General features: G+C 28.8%; 16 protein-coding genes and 1 tRNA gene. 6 read left to right on the top strand and 11 right to left on the bottom strand.

What is annotated here, in order from left to right; genetic code table 11:
• Nucleotides 1-429 precede the first annotated feature (429 nt).
• Together RYM86_RS13995 and RYM86_RS13990 are read right to left on the bottom strand one after the other, a co-directional pair.
• The gene (locus tag RYM86_RS13995; protein WP_315081237.1) at nucleotides 430-1,131 is read right to left on the bottom strand and encodes an XkdQ; all 702 of its coding nucleotides are present in this window, start codon (nucleotides 1,129-1,131) and stop codon (nucleotides 430-432) included.
• Nucleotides 1,132-1,138: 7 nt separating this feature from the next.
• Nucleotides 1,139-1,258 carry a hypothetical protein gene (locus RYM86_RS13990; protein WP_315081242.1) on the bottom strand — a complete coding sequence of 40 codons (120 nt, stop codon included), beginning with the start codon at nucleotides 1,256-1,258 and terminating at the stop codon, nucleotides 1,139-1,141.
• Between RYM86_RS13990 and RYM86_RS13985 the strand changes: the two genes are divergently transcribed.
• Complete coding sequence (locus RYM86_RS13985; RefSeq protein WP_315081235.1) at nucleotides 1,242-1,382, top strand: hypothetical protein; 141 nt, start codon at nucleotides 1,242-1,244, stop codon at nucleotides 1,380-1,382. The genes RYM86_RS13990 and RYM86_RS13985 overlap by 17 nt on opposite strands.
• 83 nt (nucleotides 1,383-1,465) lie before the next feature.
• On the opposite strand, the gene RYM86_RS13980 is transcribed toward RYM86_RS13985, so the two are convergent.
• The 5 genes from RYM86_RS13980 to RYM86_RS13960 form a co-directional block, all read right to left on the bottom strand.
• Entirely contained in the window at nucleotides 1,466-1,828 is a 363-nt protein-coding gene (locus RYM86_RS13980; protein WP_315081233.1) for a hypothetical protein, read from the bottom strand.
• 133 nt (nucleotides 1,829-1,961) lie between these two features.
• On the bottom strand, nucleotides 1,962-2,783 hold the full coding sequence (locus tag RYM86_RS13975; RefSeq protein WP_315081232.1) for a tetratricopeptide repeat protein: 822 nt from the start codon (nucleotides 2,781-2,783) through the stop codon (nucleotides 1,962-1,964).
• Nucleotides 2,784-2,822: 39 nt separating this feature from the next.
• Complete coding sequence (locus tag RYM86_RS13970; RefSeq protein WP_315081230.1) at nucleotides 2,823-3,062, bottom strand: hypothetical protein; 240 nt, start codon at nucleotides 3,060-3,062, stop codon at nucleotides 2,823-2,825.
• Between the two features lie 6 nt (nucleotides 3,063-3,068).
• Entirely contained in the window at nucleotides 3,069-3,890 is an 822-nt protein-coding gene (locus tag RYM86_RS13965) for a hypothetical protein (protein WP_315081229.1), read from the bottom strand.
• 15 nt (nucleotides 3,891-3,905) lie between these two features.
• Nucleotides 3,906-4,166 (bottom strand): hypothetical protein, encoded by a 261-nt coding sequence (locus RYM86_RS13960; protein WP_315081228.1) that lies wholly within the window; start codon nucleotides 4,164-4,166, stop codon nucleotides 3,906-3,908.
• Between the two features lie 7 nt (nucleotides 4,167-4,173).
• Between RYM86_RS13960 and RYM86_RS13955 the strand changes: the two genes are divergently transcribed.
• Complete coding sequence (locus RYM86_RS13955) at nucleotides 4,174-4,989, top strand: site-specific integrase (RefSeq protein WP_315081227.1); 816 nt, start codon at nucleotides 4,174-4,176, stop codon at nucleotides 4,987-4,989.
• Nucleotides 4,990-5,138: 149 nt separating this feature from the next.
• Here RYM86_RS13955 and RYM86_RS13950 read toward each other — a convergent pair whose 3' ends face one another.
• A complete protein-coding gene (locus tag RYM86_RS13950; RefSeq protein ID WP_315081225.1) occupies nucleotides 5,139-6,140 on the bottom strand; it encodes a GGGtGRT protein in 1,002 nt (333 codons plus the stop codon).
• Nucleotides 6,141-6,165: 25 nt separating this feature from the next.
• On the bottom strand, nucleotides 6,166-6,858 hold the full coding sequence (locus RYM86_RS13945) for an iron-sulfur cluster assembly scaffold protein (RefSeq protein WP_017826199.1): 693 nt from the start codon (nucleotides 6,856-6,858) through the stop codon (nucleotides 6,166-6,168).
• 425 nt (nucleotides 6,859-7,283) lie between these two features.
• Here RYM86_RS13945 and RYM86_RS13940 point away from each other — a divergent pair.
• Together RYM86_RS13940 and RYM86_RS13935 are read left to right on the top strand one after the other, a co-directional pair.
• A tRNA-Leu gene (locus RYM86_RS13940) sits at nucleotides 7,284-7,370 on the top strand.
• 553 nt (nucleotides 7,371-7,923) lie between these two features.
• Nucleotides 7,924-8,709: a hypothetical protein gene (locus RYM86_RS13935; protein ID WP_315081223.1), complete on the top strand. Its 786-nt coding sequence runs from the start codon at nucleotides 7,924-7,926 to the stop codon at nucleotides 8,707-8,709.
• A gap of 685 nt (nucleotides 8,710-9,394) precedes the next feature.
• On the opposite strand, the gene RYM86_RS13930 is transcribed toward RYM86_RS13935, so the two are convergent.
• Nucleotides 9,395-10,903 (bottom strand): DUF1846 domain-containing protein, encoded by a 1,509-nt coding sequence (locus RYM86_RS13930; RefSeq protein ID WP_315081222.1) that lies wholly within the window; start codon nucleotides 10,901-10,903, stop codon nucleotides 9,395-9,397.
• 392 nt (nucleotides 10,904-11,295) lie between these two features.
• On the opposite strand from RYM86_RS13930, the gene RYM86_RS13925 reads away from it, so the two are divergent.
• Nucleotides 11,296-11,457, top strand: coding sequence for a hypothetical protein (locus RYM86_RS13925; RefSeq protein ID WP_315081221.1), 162 nt, complete (start codon nucleotides 11,296-11,298; stop codon nucleotides 11,455-11,457).
• A gap of 98 nt (nucleotides 11,458-11,555) precedes the next feature.
• Here RYM86_RS13925 and RYM86_RS13920 read toward each other — a convergent pair whose 3' ends face one another.
• Complete coding sequence (locus RYM86_RS13920; protein WP_315081219.1) at nucleotides 11,556-12,065, bottom strand: metallophosphoesterase; 510 nt, start codon at nucleotides 12,063-12,065, stop codon at nucleotides 11,556-11,558.
• Between the two features lie 222 nt (nucleotides 12,066-12,287).
• Between RYM86_RS13920 and RYM86_RS13915 the strand changes: the two genes are divergently transcribed.
• Nucleotides 12,288-14,093: a thiol-activated cytolysin family protein gene (locus RYM86_RS13915; RefSeq protein ID WP_315081218.1), complete on the top strand. Its 1,806-nt coding sequence runs from the start codon at nucleotides 12,288-12,290 to the stop codon at nucleotides 14,091-14,093.
• Nucleotides 14,094-14,437 lie beyond the last annotated feature (344 nt).

Below are 14,437 nucleotides of genomic sequence, written 5' to 3'. Positions count from 1 at the left end.
TTTAAGTCCTGTAGTGGTTATTGTACCTAATACTAGACTATTAGAAAACATAGCTTCATTAATACCACTTTTAAAGTTATTATCCATTACTCTTTTTATATCTTCAAAAATATTATTCTCCATAAAACTTAGATTTCACCCCTTCCCAACTCATTAGTGTTAAATCCATTTTTCCACCTGTGCCTAACTCGTGTGTTATATCTGTAACGTAGTAAAAATCATTATACAAGCTTACTTTGTCACCTGGTCGTATAGTATTTATGTCTTTAATACAAGATACTGATATGCTATCTTCTCCACTGCTAAATAATGCATCAGCTTTACTTTTAGCTTTTGAATAATCGTCAATTTTTTCATCTTGAAATAACTTTTGTATAGTTTCATATCTCTCTGTATCTTTTTTAAATACACCAATTATAGGAGATAATATTAATTCTTTTTCTTCATTGCTGCCAGAAGTCTTATTTTTTTAGTACTTTTCTTTGTTTCTTCTTTGCCTAAAACTTTTACTTGTGTTACAGCTCCATTAAGACTTGATTTTGATTGAACGTCTTCTGCTATACTATCTAATTTATAAACCATACTATTACTTTCTAGCTCAACTAAATCTAAACTTTCTGACATTCTAAATTTATAAAGGCTTCCACCTTTTTGAGCTGTTTCTTTTAAATCTTTTTTCATCGTACTAAATAAAGATTCTTTTCTTAAATCTTTAGCTAGACCAATGCTTGTTTCACTAAAACTTCCTATTGGTATTCCCCAATCATTACAAATAATTTTAGCTCTTTGAGTAGCTGTTTGACCGTCTTTCCATAAATATTCATCTTCGCTTTCTTCTATAGTGACAGTTCTTTCTCTGCAAATAATAGATAGTTTTTTATTTTTTCTTGAACCATTTATATCTCTAACAGTACCATCGAATATTTTTTTATATTCATTACTATTAAGCATATAATCATATAACTGAATACTATCGCCTTTAACTAGTCCTATGTTTTTTAATTCATCAGTTTCAACCAAAGTTAAATTTAAAGTATATGCTATACTGTCTATGCTCTCTTTTAGTGTTCCTTGTTCTGAAAGTAGTTGTATTTTATATTTATTTTTTAAAACTAATTCTATAATAATCACCTACTTCTTAAACTTTTACTATATAATCCATATGAACATAACCACCATGATTACCATAATAAGTATGTAACCACTGTCCTTCAACTCTATAAGCTGTTACCATTTGTCCTTTGTATAATGTACCGATAATATTATGTTCAGTTCCTGGACCATTTCTAACATTTAATGCACTTGCAGTTACTTTTACTGTATCACCATCTTTAAATTTTGGTTCTTGTGAAGGTCTATTATCTTGTAAGCCACCACTATAACTATTTGTGCTAGTACTAGTTATAGTTTCTATCTTTGTTTCTCTATTAGTTCTAAAAGTTATACTAAAATAAATATCTTCTAATTATCCAGCAACAAATTCATAAGTAAATTTACTTATAAATACTAATTCATTTACATCTATATCCGTTATTATTAACCTTAATGGTTGTTCTATATCTTGCCAGTCTTCTATTAACTTTTTACTGTTCAAAGATGTATCTAAATACATTTCTCTGCAATAAGATTCATCATACTCTTTGGGAAATAAAGAATTAAATCTTATTCCTCTTATTTTTTCTCCTTTTTGAGTTATATCAACTTCCCCAAAGTCTAATATATCTGCTGTAATGTATCTTTTTTCTTTCGATAAAGATAAAGAATTTAAAGGATTAACAGGAAAATGAAATTTATAATTTTTAGCTTCATCTATTAGATAAATATCCATATAATCTGCTCCTTTTTCTACTTTTGAGCATATAAAAAGCACCTACAACTAATGTAAGTGCTTTAAAAATATTTCTATAATTATTATACTATATTTTAAACTTGTATTTTCTCAACTTTTTCTCAATTTTTTATCAAATTCCTAATGCAATCAATGTATTTACTCTTTGTAAATTTGTTTTTGCATATTGATTATTAGCATCCATTTCAATTGCTTTATTATAGCATTCAACTGCTTTAGAGTAATCTTTTTTTCCTTGATAATTTACACCTAAAACATTATAAGCATTTGATTTTTCAGAATTATCAATATCTTTATTTAAGAATATTTGAATATTTTCAATAGCTTCGTCATATCTTTCAAGCTGAGTTAATGAAGTCCCTAATAAATAATAACTTTGAGGAACATCTTTGCTGATATTAATCGCTTCATTCAATAGAGTAGCAGCTTGATTTATATCTTTATTTTTTCCAGCACCGTCATAATACATTCCCGCTAAGTTTGTCATAGATTCTGCTATATCTCTTTTTATATCAGTTTTTTCCTTATAAACTTTCCATTCGTTATTATCATTAACAACATACCTAGTATATTCTTCAGTTAAATCTTTATTATTATAATTATCGTGTAAATTTTGTTTAACATTAAACTCTACTACATTTTTATACTTTTCTCCATCTAACTCTTTTTCTTTATATTCTTTTACTTTTTCTACCTTTGCATCCTTTAATACACATGTTTCCATATGATAATTTTCCCATTTTATAAAATCATCTTTTTCAATATCTTCTTTATTTTTTGTTGATAATAACTCATATGAATTTTCTGAATCATTATTTTTTATACATTCATAAAAAGAGTTCAGAACCTCCGATGGTTCACCTTTTGGCGCACAGCCTATCAATAATACGCTTCCTACTACTAGTAAAATGGATAAAATAATATGTTTTTTCATTTATAATCACCCCTAGCTAAAATTATAACATATAATCCATTATTTTTTAATATTTGTAAGAACCTCTTTAAATTGAGATGCAAATTGATAAGTTGCTTCTTTAACTATTTCATCAATATTATCATTTCCACCTGCAATTATATCTCCCAAATTAAAGCTATATGAATTTCCACCGGTAGAGCCTTGTATTTGTGGTGTATAAACAGGTGCTTGACCTAAATTATTTAAGATTGATTTAGTTTCTGCATTATTAAGTACCTTTTCTCCACCTTTAAACAACCTAGTTTATTTACCGGCTAATATTTCTATTCCATTTTCAGCTACTTCATGATATCCTTGTGTAGCCGAATTAGTTCCACTAGCGTATCCTTTACCTAAAGTAGCTCTCTTAACTCCATTACTAGTAGATCCTAATAAATCTTTTTCTATTTCGCTTACAGGTTTTGTACTTTTTTTGCTGCTTGAATTATTTGTTTTTTGTCCTACCATTCCAACAATACCATTGGTTTGTATATCAGCAAATTTAGTACCAAAACTAGTATTATCCCACCATTGTTTTATTCTATCCCAAAAAGTTAAAATTTGTCCTGTGTTAATATCTACACTTGTTTCTAAATTCTCATAAGCTTGTTTTAACTTTCCTATTCCTTCTGACCTAGTCGCATCAGCTGCAGCTATTGTTTCATCTCTTTGCCTTTCTGCTTCTGTTATAATTTTATTTGCTGTTTCTTCTGCATATTCTCCCCTCATAGATTTTATTCGATCTGCAATATGCACTCTTTCAGCATATTCAGTATTAGCAGCATCAACTGTTTCTTGTCTTTGCGTATTCAATTGTTTTACTATTTCAGTAGCAGTTTCAGCTGTTATTCTTCTTGTTTGATCTTTAACCCTACCTAAAATAACAGCACTTTCTTTTTCAGTTTCAGATAAATTTGTAATAGCTGTAGTAGTCATTTGCGATCTTAGTTCATCTATTCTATTGTTTTCCTCTTCGGTTGTAGCTCTATTTGCTTGACTTGCCTCTCTCCAAATAGAACTTATTTCTTTTAAAGCATTTTCAGTTGTAGTTTTTTGTTTATTATAATGATTTTCTATTTGTGCCATAATATTATTTTGCTCTTATGTTGTTAACTTACTATTGTTATTAAACATTATCTGTATTTTACTTAAGTTTGATTTTAAATTCTCATCTAATTTGTTAGTAATAGTTTTATTCATATTGGTAAACTGTTCTATAACATTATTAGCAATATCACTTGTTATAGTAGTATTTTTATATTTTAAGTTCAACACTGTTCTTTGTACACTATTGTCCATTTCCATATAAGAACCTACAGCTTTTTTAGTGGCATCAGATATTTTAGTAATTTCTTGGCTCATTCCTCCCATGCCTGAAACATTTGTAGAATCTTTTAAATATTCTATTTTATCTGCAAATAAATCCACAGCCGGAACAACTTCTTTATTTAATTGTTTAGCTGCTACTACTCCAGCAATTTCTATTCTAGTTATAGCTAATCCTGTTGGAGATAATAAAGCTGGTATTATTTTAGATGCTAGTCCTAAGCCTTGCATTGCACGAGTAGTTTTCACAAATGCATCTGCGGTTGCAGCTGTTTTAAAGCCACCATATAGATGTGGCTTAAGACTAGGAGAAGCATTTTCTATTACATGGGATGATGTTGACTTAAAAAACGAAAAGCTAGATATAAATAAGCAAGTTCAGTATAAAAATAAGCAATGGTATTTTACTCCTCCCAAATATGATAGTTACAGAATAATAGATCTTGATAATACTATTATTAATATTCTAAAAAAATATAAACAACAGCAAAGAAAAGATAAAATTTATTATGAGGAATATTATGCTAAATTAAAAATTAATAATAAAAAACAAATAAATGAAACTGATGGCACTAAAATACATTTAATAAATGTACGAGAAAATGGCACTTATATTCAACCTCGTGTAATGCAACATTGCTTTCATATAATTCATCATAAGTTAGGAATTAAAAAATTAGACTATCACAGTTTAAGGCACACTCATGCTACTATGCTTTTAAGGGCGGGTGCAAATATAAAATCTGTGCAAGAAAGACTAGGACATAAAAAGATGGATATAACACTAGATGTATATGCTCATGTTACAGATGAAATGAGAAAAAAGACTTTAGAGATATTAAATAAAAAGAGCAACTAAAAAGTCACTCTTTTATCATTTGTCAACATAGACTGCCAACATGTAAAATACCGTTGACAATCCGTTGACAAAATACATTTTTCAATAGTTTTCATGATTATTTTATATAAATTAAAAACTTATATAAATCGCTGAAAGCATTGATATTACTATTTATTCATTCCTTCTTCAACAGCAACTGCAACAGCAACTGTACATCCTACCATTGGGTTGTTACCCATTCCGATAAGACCCATCATTTCAACGTGAGCTGGAACTGATGATGATCCTGCGAATTGTGCATCTGAATGCATTCTTCCCATAGTATCAGTCATACCGTAAGAAGCTGGACCTGCACCCATGTTATCTGGATGAAGTGTTCTTCCTGTACCACCACCTGATGCTACTGAGAAGTATTTCTTACCTTGTTCCATACATTCTTTTTTATATGTTCCTGCAACTGGATGTTGGAATCTAGTTGGGTTAGTTGAGTTACCAGTGATTGATACGTCAACGCCTTCCATATGCATGATAGCAACACCTTCTCTAACATCGTCAGAACCGTAACATCTTACTTTAGCTCTTTCTCCGTTTGAGTATGCTTTTTCTTGAACTACTTTAATTTCTCCAGTGTAGTAGTCAAATTTAGTTTGAACGTAAGTGAATCCATTAATTCTTGAAATTATAAATGCTGCATCTTTTCCAAGACCGTTTAATATAACTCTTAATGGTTCTTTTCTTACTCTGTTAGCTTTTTCAGCTATTTTGATAGCACCTTCAGCAGCAGCGAAACTTTCGTGTCCTGCTAAGAATGCGAAGCATTTAGTTTCTTCTCTTAAAAGCATAGCTCCTAAGTTTCCGTGTCCTAAACCAACTTTTCTATCGTCAGCAACTGATCCAGGGATACAGAATGCTTGTAATCCTTCTCCGATTGCCTCAGCAGCTTCAGCAGCTTTTTTGCAGCCTTTCTTTATAGCTATAGCAGCACCTAAAGTATAAGCCCATCCAGCATTTTCAAACGCGATTGGTTGAGTTTCTTTAGCTATTGTACATGGATCAATTCCTATTGATTCACAAACTGCTTTCGCATCTTCTATAGTTTTCATTCCGTACTTTTCTAGTACTGGAGTGATTTGATTAATTCTTCTTTCATAACTTTCAAATAGTGCCATAATAAAAATCCTCCTTTACAAATAATTATTTATGTCTTGGGTCCATTAATTCAGCAGCATCAGCAACTCTTCCGTATTGTCCCCTAGCTTCTTCTAATGCTTTATTAGCATCCATACCCTTGCCTATGTTCTCCATCATTTTTCCTAAATTAACGAATTTGTATCCGATAATTTCTTTGTCTTCGTCTAAAGCTACGTCTGTAACGTATCCTTCAGCCATTTCTAAGTATCTAGGTCCTTTAGCAAGAGTTCCGTACATAGTACCAACTTGTGATCTTAGACCTTTTCCTAAATCTTCAAGACCTGCTCCTACTGGTAGTCCACCTTCTGAGAATGCAGTTTGAGTTCTTCCATAAACTATTTGTAAGAATAATTCTCTCATAGCTGTGTTTATAGCGTCACAAACTAAATCTGTGTTTAATGCTTCTAATATAGTCTTTCCTGGTAATATTTCTGAAGCCATTGCAGCTGAATGAGTCATTCCTGAACATCCTATTGTTTCTACTAAAGCTTCTTCGATTATACCGTCCTTAACATTTAGAGTTAATTTACAAGCTCCTTGTTGTGGTGCACACCAACCTATTCCATGAGTTAATCCTGATATATCAGTTACTTCTTTAGATTGTACCCATTTTCCTTCTGCAGGAATTGGTGCTGGTCCGTGATTAGGACCCTTAGCAACTACACACATTTCTTCAACTTCTTTTGAATACATCATATAAATTTGCTCCTCTCCCTAATTAATAGATGATTACTATAATAAAACTTAAATTTCTTTTTTAATATAGTACCGGGCTTAAAATCATCCCGCCGGGATATCATTGCCCTATTCCTATTCTAGCAAATGATTTATTATGTAACAACCTTTATTTAAAAATTTTGATAAAAAAGTAATAAAAAAATCGCTAAGGCGACTGTGGAGCCGTCGATTTTTTTAGCCATGCACCCTTTCTAAATCCAATGCAGGAATAATGGTGCGGCATATGATTATTTTTTATTCTTTAGATGTACTTATCATGCCTCTAAAATACAGTATTCTATAAGTTATCCACAGATTTTCAGGCGATATAATTTCCTAAAGAATAAAAAATTCACTTGAATTATGTTTTATAATATGGTAGAATATAACTTGTTCAATAATATGCCGCTATGATGGAATTGGCAGACGTGGTGGACTCAAAATCCTCTGGTAGTGATATCGTGCCGGTTCGAATCCGGCTAGCGGCACCATTTAAAAACAGAAAACCCCTTGAAGTATTGAAACTACTAGGTTTCTTTATTTCAAGGGGTTTTGATTTTATTATGTTTTTTAGTAGTTTGTTGATATATACATAATCAAAGTGGACATTTCATATTTACTTACTTCCCCAGTCCCTAAATAATTCATTATTAGTTAACATATCCACATTATTAAGTTATCATTTCTTTTAAATTCTATTGATTCAATTTACATAACTTTGTTTATTGTGATTTTTTCAAATTAGCGTATGCAATAATTTCTTTTTACTTATTTGCCACACTCATAGACTTAAAATGGATTCTTCTTAAATTTTATTTTATAATTCTTCACCATTAGCTTCAATTACCCTCTTAGATATTTTGAACAATGTGATATTTACAAAATATGTTATAATCAATTAATCATAGTAAGATATTATTAAACAATAAAAAAGATATCTTTTATACAGATAAATCGATATACGGATAAATTGAGAAATAAACAATACCTAGTCTATCCTTGATAGCCATAAATCTATGAACAGAAATTTTTTAGGAGGAAAATATGTTTTATAAAGAAATAAAAGATTTATTAAATAAATTAAATAGTACAAATATTAAAGATTTAAAGCCAACTTTAACAAGAAAAGTTAATGAGCTTATTTTAAACATAAATGATGATAATATGTCTGATTGTGAGTTAGAAGAACTATGTGATTTCTTCATAACTAGAGAAACATTAAAAGAAGAAGCAAGACAGGAAGATTCCTTAAGTGAAGGATTACTTATAGAAAATTTCATTAAAGCATTTGATGCATTTATAGAAGAAATTAATACTAAAGAATATATTTCAGATGCTATTGACTTAACCAATACTGCCATAAGAAGTATTGGCGGAATCGCAAGAGGATTTAGATTACTAAAAAAATACGCTCCAAAAGAAGGCGTTATTAACAATGTTCAGTATTTAATAGAGTTAAAAGATGAGTTTTATAAGCAATTAAGAGCCTATGGTACTAAAGGAATTTATGAAGAACACTTTGTAATATGTGGTCTTATTAATACTATAAAATTTGAATTAGAAGAGCACTTACAAGAACATGGGCGATTTGTTATTTCCATGCTTACAGATTATAAGACACAAAAATTAAAGAGTTTTGAAGAATTTGAAAATGAACCTCATTTAGATGAATTAAAAGTTAAAATGAAAGGCGAGTTTGGAATAGAACTTCAAAGAAGAGTGTATTTATGGGATAACTTAACAAGAAAACTAACGGATCATTACTATTTAGAAAATTTATATGAAAAAGAATGTACTGATCAAATGCGCATTGCACAAGCAAATTCTTAAATTCTAAAATTTATTTATTCTAAAAATCTAAACTTCTTTTCTTCTTAAGAATTTTAGATTTTTAGAATTCAATACAATTACTACTATTTTAATATTTAATAAATTGAAGTGAAGTATATGATAAAAAAATTAAACACCTTAGTTTATCGTATCCTCTGAAAATGTAACTGTAACTGCATTCACTATATCATAATCTTTTAATTTATCAGTCTCATAAAAATTATTCATACTAACTCCTATTTCAGATATATTGGATATTATTTGGATTGCTAAAGGAATCTTCTTCTCACAAACTAGATCACACTCTTCATTCTACTCTATAACTCTTGCCATTTCTTTTGCATTTTCACATATAATTAATATAAAAATAAAAGACTGTAATAAGATTTATTTTTATACAAATCTCATTACAGTCTTTTGATATTTTAATTTTTAACTAAAGCTCTGTTTTAAATATGTGTTGATATCTGCAATAGGTGAAGTGGTATTGTAATTGGACTTTTAGAACTCTTAATAAGTATTGTCACATTTACTGCTTGTCTCAATTTTATATTGGGAGCAAGCTAAAATGGGACTATACTTATTTTAGTGTTCTTAAGTTCAATTACTCAGCCCACTTTGCTTATGCATATATCAACACTCCGATAAAACATAGCCTTAACTAAAATTACTTTAAATAAAGACTTTAGTTATTATAATAAAGACTTTCTGATGGATAATTAGGATCACATGTCACATCTATTCCTAATTTTCCTAAAGTTGTATCATCTACTCTTGATAGTATAGTTGTAGCGTGAGCTTGACAACCTCTTAATAAAGGTAATTTTTCCATAGCAACTTGTGCTGTTGGATTTGTTGCTGCTGAAATACTTAACGCTGTAAGAACTTCTTCACAATTTAATGATATATTCTTTTCATTAAAAGTCTTAGATTTTAAGTTCATTATTGGTTCTAATATAACAGGTGAAATTAAGTATATGTCATCTGAAATATTAGCTAAATATTTTATAGCATTGATTATTACAGCTGCAGCTCCATCCATTAAATCTGAACTCTTTCCTGTTAAAATTGTTCCATCATTTAATTCTAATGCTACTACTGGACAAATTTCATTTTCATCTGTAGCCATCTTTAATTTTGCAGATTTTTCTCTAGCTGGAAGAACAACTTTTCTATCAGCTTCTTTTAAGTCTACTTCTTCCATTATTAATTTGGATCTGTCAAAAGTTTCTTTATCTGCATATCCTTTTTTATAATCACAACCAGTTTTAAAATATCTTCTTATTATTTCTTGCTTTGATGCTTCTTTAACTGCATTATCATCAACTATTCCAAACCCAACTCTGTTAACACCCATATCAGTTGGTGATTTATAAATAGATTCTTTGCCTGTAATCTTTTCTATTATTCTCTTTAATACTGGAAAGCTTTCAATATCTCTGTTGTAATTTACAGTAACCTTATTATATGCATCCATATGGAATGAATCAAGCATATTAACGTCCTTTAAATCAACTGTTGCAGCTTCATATGCGATATTTAATGGATGTTTTAATGGAACATTCCATACTGGGAATGTTTCAAACTTAGAGTATCCTGCTGCATTTCCTCTTTTTGATTCATGGTATAATTGACTAAGACAAGTAGCAAGTTTTCCACTACCGGGACCTGGTGCTGTTACAACTACTATTGGTTTTGTAGTTTCTATATATGGATTTTGTCCGTAACCCTCATCACTAACTATTGTATCAACATCTGTTGGATATCCCTTTGTTGATTTATGCTTATAAACCTTGATGCCTCTTCTTTCAAGTTTATTTATAAATACTGTAGTCGCTGGTTGACCATTATATCTTGTAATAACTACACTATTAACTTCTAATTCATAAGTTCTTAAGTCATCAATAAGTCTTAAAACATCCATATCATATGTAATACCAAAGTCGCCTCTTATTTTATTTCTTTCTATATCTCCTGCATAAACACATATTACTACTTCAACTTTTTCTTTTAACTTATGTAGTAATTTAATCTTTGCATTTTCATCAAATCCTGGAAGCACTCTCATAGCATGTCTATCGTTGAAAAGTTTTCCACCGAATTCTAAATATAGCTTATCATAGCTATCAACTCTCTCTAAGATATACTTTGATTGTTCTTCTAAATATTTTTCGTGATCAAATCCTATTTTCATTATGTTACCTCACTCACTTCTTGCTTACTAAAAATTTATTATTACATAAAATAAGTTCCTTGTAAATTTAAATTTTTTAACTTTCTTAAATTTTTAACTAGTTCAATCTTACTCATATCACATTACCATAAATTTTCATTGACTATAAAAACACAATTCATCAAACAAAAGTAATAAATCTTTAATTTAATTACCGGTAAATTATTTTTTATATACAGTTTCTAGAATTTTTTATTTATAATCTTATATTCTCCTATAATTCTTCACATAATTTATAAAAATAAAAAAATATATTTAATATAAAGAAGGACCTAGAGTTGGTTTAATGAATATAAATGATATTCAGGATATTGAGATGTTTAAACAAATTAGATTAAATATTACAAATTCACATGACATTGAACTTAGATGATATAAATATTAGGCTTTGGACATGGTATATCTCTAATAATGGAGGTGATTCAAATTTGAATGATATGATGGGAAAATGGGGTTTACGTAACAATGATGAAGATGATGAAAAAATGGTTGAATATGCAAAAAAAATATTATAAAGAAAAAGTAAAAACTAGAGCTAAAGCTTATAAAATTTTATATCCAGAACTTACTTTTTAAATAAAGTATATGAATTTTCAACTATTTAGTATTTAAATTAAAAGAAAAGATTCATCTTTTCTTTTATTTGTTCCCAAGAAATAGGGGTATAATTTATACGTTCTACACATGCACAAAATGATTGTTTTGAATAATCAACATACATTTCATTTCCATGTACATGACCATAAATATTGGCATAAGGCATATTTTTATTTAAGTATAATGGTTTATGTGAAATCATCCAGAACTCATCCAAAATTATTGGATATTGATATACATTATTAAATCCACACTCATAATAATATTCTTCTGAATTACTGTCATGATTTCCAGCAATCAATATCTTTTGCCCTTTTAATTTATTACATATCTCTGTAGTCTTTTCCTTAGAATAAAGAGAAAAATCACCTATCATAAAAACCGTATCATCATCTGTTACAACAGAGTTCCATCTATTAACTAATTCTCTATCCATTTCTTCTACATTTTCAAATGGTCTTTGTTCATAATCAATAATATGACTATCCCCAAAATGAGTATCTCCTATAAAAAATATATTTTTCATTGTATCTCCTTATAAAATAAAACTAGTAATTATAATTTTATTATAGCATTTTTATAAAATGAATGTTATGGTGCAACAAAAAAGACTAATCATTCTATACCGCATAATAATTGGTATTTATATTCTATTTTTTCTTTTTTTTCTAAAGTTTCTTGATTTTTGTTCGTATAAATATAATAAGCACCAAATATTACAACTAAATTAAACAAGGGGGAAAATAAAATGAAAACTACAAAAAAACTTTTAATATCATTAGCACAAGGATTATTAGTTGTTATGCTTCTAAATGGATTTGCATACACTTACAATGTAAAAGCTGAAAATAATGTTTTTCTAGCAAATGTAAAAGATGCTAATTCAGATGAAGAATCTATAACTGAGGATATAGTTGCTGAAGAAATTGACACAAAAGATAGCATAAAAACAGATAATAATTTATCTGAAAAAACTATTGAAAAAAATGTATTAGATGAGGGCACACAAACAGATGATGACTTACTAAATACAGATATAGTCCAAGCTATCGACCCTATTGATATTAAACCTATAGTTGATCCTATTAAATCTATTGAAGAACCAATTATAGAAGATATACCTCTTATAAGAGATACTTTAAAAAATGACATTAATGATATAGATAAAAATATCTATAGCTTATCTTACGACCCTAATAAAATTTTATCTTCTAATGGAGAAAGTATTGAGAGCTTTGTACCTGCTGAAGGTTTTGACACTCCAAATAAATACATTGTAGTAAAAAGAGAAAAAAAACGTATTTCAGACTCTACTTCAGATATTTCAATAATAGATTCAATAAATGATAGAACCTACCCTGGTGCTATACAACTTGCTAATAGAAATCTTATTGAAAATAAACCTGATATAATTTCTTGTAAAAGAAAACCAATCACTATAAGTGTTGATTTACCTGGTATGAGTGATGATGGCAGTAAAGTTGTTAATTCACCAACATATTCTACTATTAATGCTTCAATAAATTCTTTACTAGATACATGGAATACTAAATATTCATCTGAATATACTATTCCTACAAGAATGAGTTATACTGATGCCATGGTATATAGTAAATCTCAACTTTCTACAATGTTTGGTTGCAATTTAAAAGTTTTAGATAAAGCATTAAATATAGATTTTAATTCTATATTTAAAGGGGAAAAACAAACTATGGTTGTTGCCTACAAACAAATCTTCTATACAGTAAGTGTAGATGCACCTGAAAAACCTTCAGATGTATTTGGTGATAATGTAAGTTTTGAGGAATTAGCTTTAAAAGGTGTAAATAATGAAAATCCACCTGCATATGTTTCAAACGTTGCATATGGTAGAACAATTTATGTAAAACTTGAAACAACTTCTAAGAGTGCAAATGTTAAAGCAGCATTTAAAGCCTTAATATCTAACCAAGATATTAGTGGTAATACAGAATATGAAGATATTCTCGATCAAAGTTCATTTACAGCTACAGTTCTTGGTGGTGGTGCTGAGGAGCATAACAAAGTAATTACTAAGGATTTTAATGAAATAAGAAATATTATACAAAATAACTCAGTATATAGTCCTAAAAATCCTGGATATCCTATTTCATATACAAGTACATTTTTAAAAGATAATAGAATTGCCACTGTAAATAATAAAACAGATTATATAGAGACAACTACAACAGAATATACAAATGGTAAAATAGTACTTGATCATAGTGGTGCTTATGTTGCTCAATTTGAAGTAACATGGGATGAAGTTAGCTATGATAAAGATGGCAATGAAATAATAGAACATAAAGCTTGGTCTGGAAATGATAGAGATAAAACGGCTCATTTTAACACAGAAATATATCTAAAAGGAAATACTAGAAATATATGTGTTAAGGCATGGGAATGCACAGGCCTTGCATGGGAATGGTGGAGACAAGTTATAGATGCTCAGAATATATCTCTAGTAAAAGAAAGAACATTCTCAATATGGGGTACAACATTATATCCTAAAAAATCTGTTGAACCAGAAATTTAAATTTTAGTAGCGTGGTGATATATGCATAAGCAAAGTGGACTGAGTAATTGAACTTAGGAATGCTAAAATGAGTATAGTCCTATTTTAGCTTGCTCCCAATATAAAATTGAGATAAGCAGTAAATATGACAATACTCATTGAGAATTCTCAAAGTCCAATTACAATGCCACTTTACCTATTGTATATATTAACACATATTTAAAACAGATCCAAATTTTAAAATCTAACAAAATCAAATAATCATACTTTTTATTAAACACTCATAAAAAGAAGGTTAAAAAACTATATTTTTTGTAAACTTAAATTCATGTTATATTTTTTAATGTTTATTTTTTAATGTTTAT

Origin of the sequence: uncultured Clostridium sp., assembly GCF_963527835.1 — a bacterium.
Taxonomy (GTDB): domain Bacteria; phylum Bacillota; class Clostridia; order Clostridiales; family Clostridiaceae; genus Clostridium.
The sequence above is the reverse complement of the archived record's forward strand: the minus strand, read 5'-3'. Positions and strand labels throughout refer to the sequence as shown.

Bases quoted from the DNA above. Each gene is read 5' to 3' on its own strand.
- RYM86_RS13965 (WP_315081229.1), bottom strand. From the start codon at position 3,890: ATGGCACAAATAGAAAATCATTATAATAAACAAAAAACTACAACTGAA.
- RYM86_RS13925 (WP_315081221.1), top strand. From the start codon at position 11,296: ATGACATTGAACTTAGATGATATAAATATTAGGCTTTGGACATGGTAT.
- RYM86_RS13975 (WP_315081232.1), bottom strand. From the start codon at position 2,783: ATGAAAAAACATATTATTTTATCCATTTTACTAGTAGTAGGAAGCGTA.
- RYM86_RS13935 (WP_315081223.1), top strand. From the start codon at position 7,924: ATGTTTTATAAAGAAATAAAAGATTTATTAAATAAATTAAATAGTACA.
- RYM86_RS13955 (WP_315081227.1), top strand. From the start codon at position 4,174: ATGCCTGAAACATTTGTAGAATCTTTTAAATATTCTATTTTATCTGCA.
- RYM86_RS13950 (WP_315081225.1), bottom strand. From the start codon at position 6,140: ATGGCACTATTTGAAAGTTATGAAAGAAGAATTAATCAAATCACTCCA.
- RYM86_RS13980 (WP_315081233.1), bottom strand. From the start codon at position 1,828: ATGGATATTTATCTAATAGATGAAGCTAAAAATTATAAATTTCATTTT.
- RYM86_RS13930 (WP_315081222.1), bottom strand. From the start codon at position 10,903: ATGAAAATAGGATTTGATCACGAAAAATATTTAGAAGAACAATCAAAG.
- RYM86_RS13960 (WP_315081228.1), bottom strand. From the start codon at position 4,166: ATGAGCCAAGAAATTACTAAAATATCTGATGCCACTAAAAAAGCTGTA.
- RYM86_RS13915 (WP_315081218.1), top strand. From the start codon at position 12,288: ATGAAAACTACAAAAAAACTTTTAATATCATTAGCACAAGGATTATTA.
- RYM86_RS13945 (WP_017826199.1), bottom strand. From the start codon at position 6,858: ATGATGTATTCAAAAGAAGTTGAAGAAATGTGTGTAGTTGCTAAGGGT.
- RYM86_RS13920 (WP_315081219.1), bottom strand. From the start codon at position 12,065: ATGAAAAATATATTTTTTATAGGAGATACTCATTTTGGGGATAGTCAT.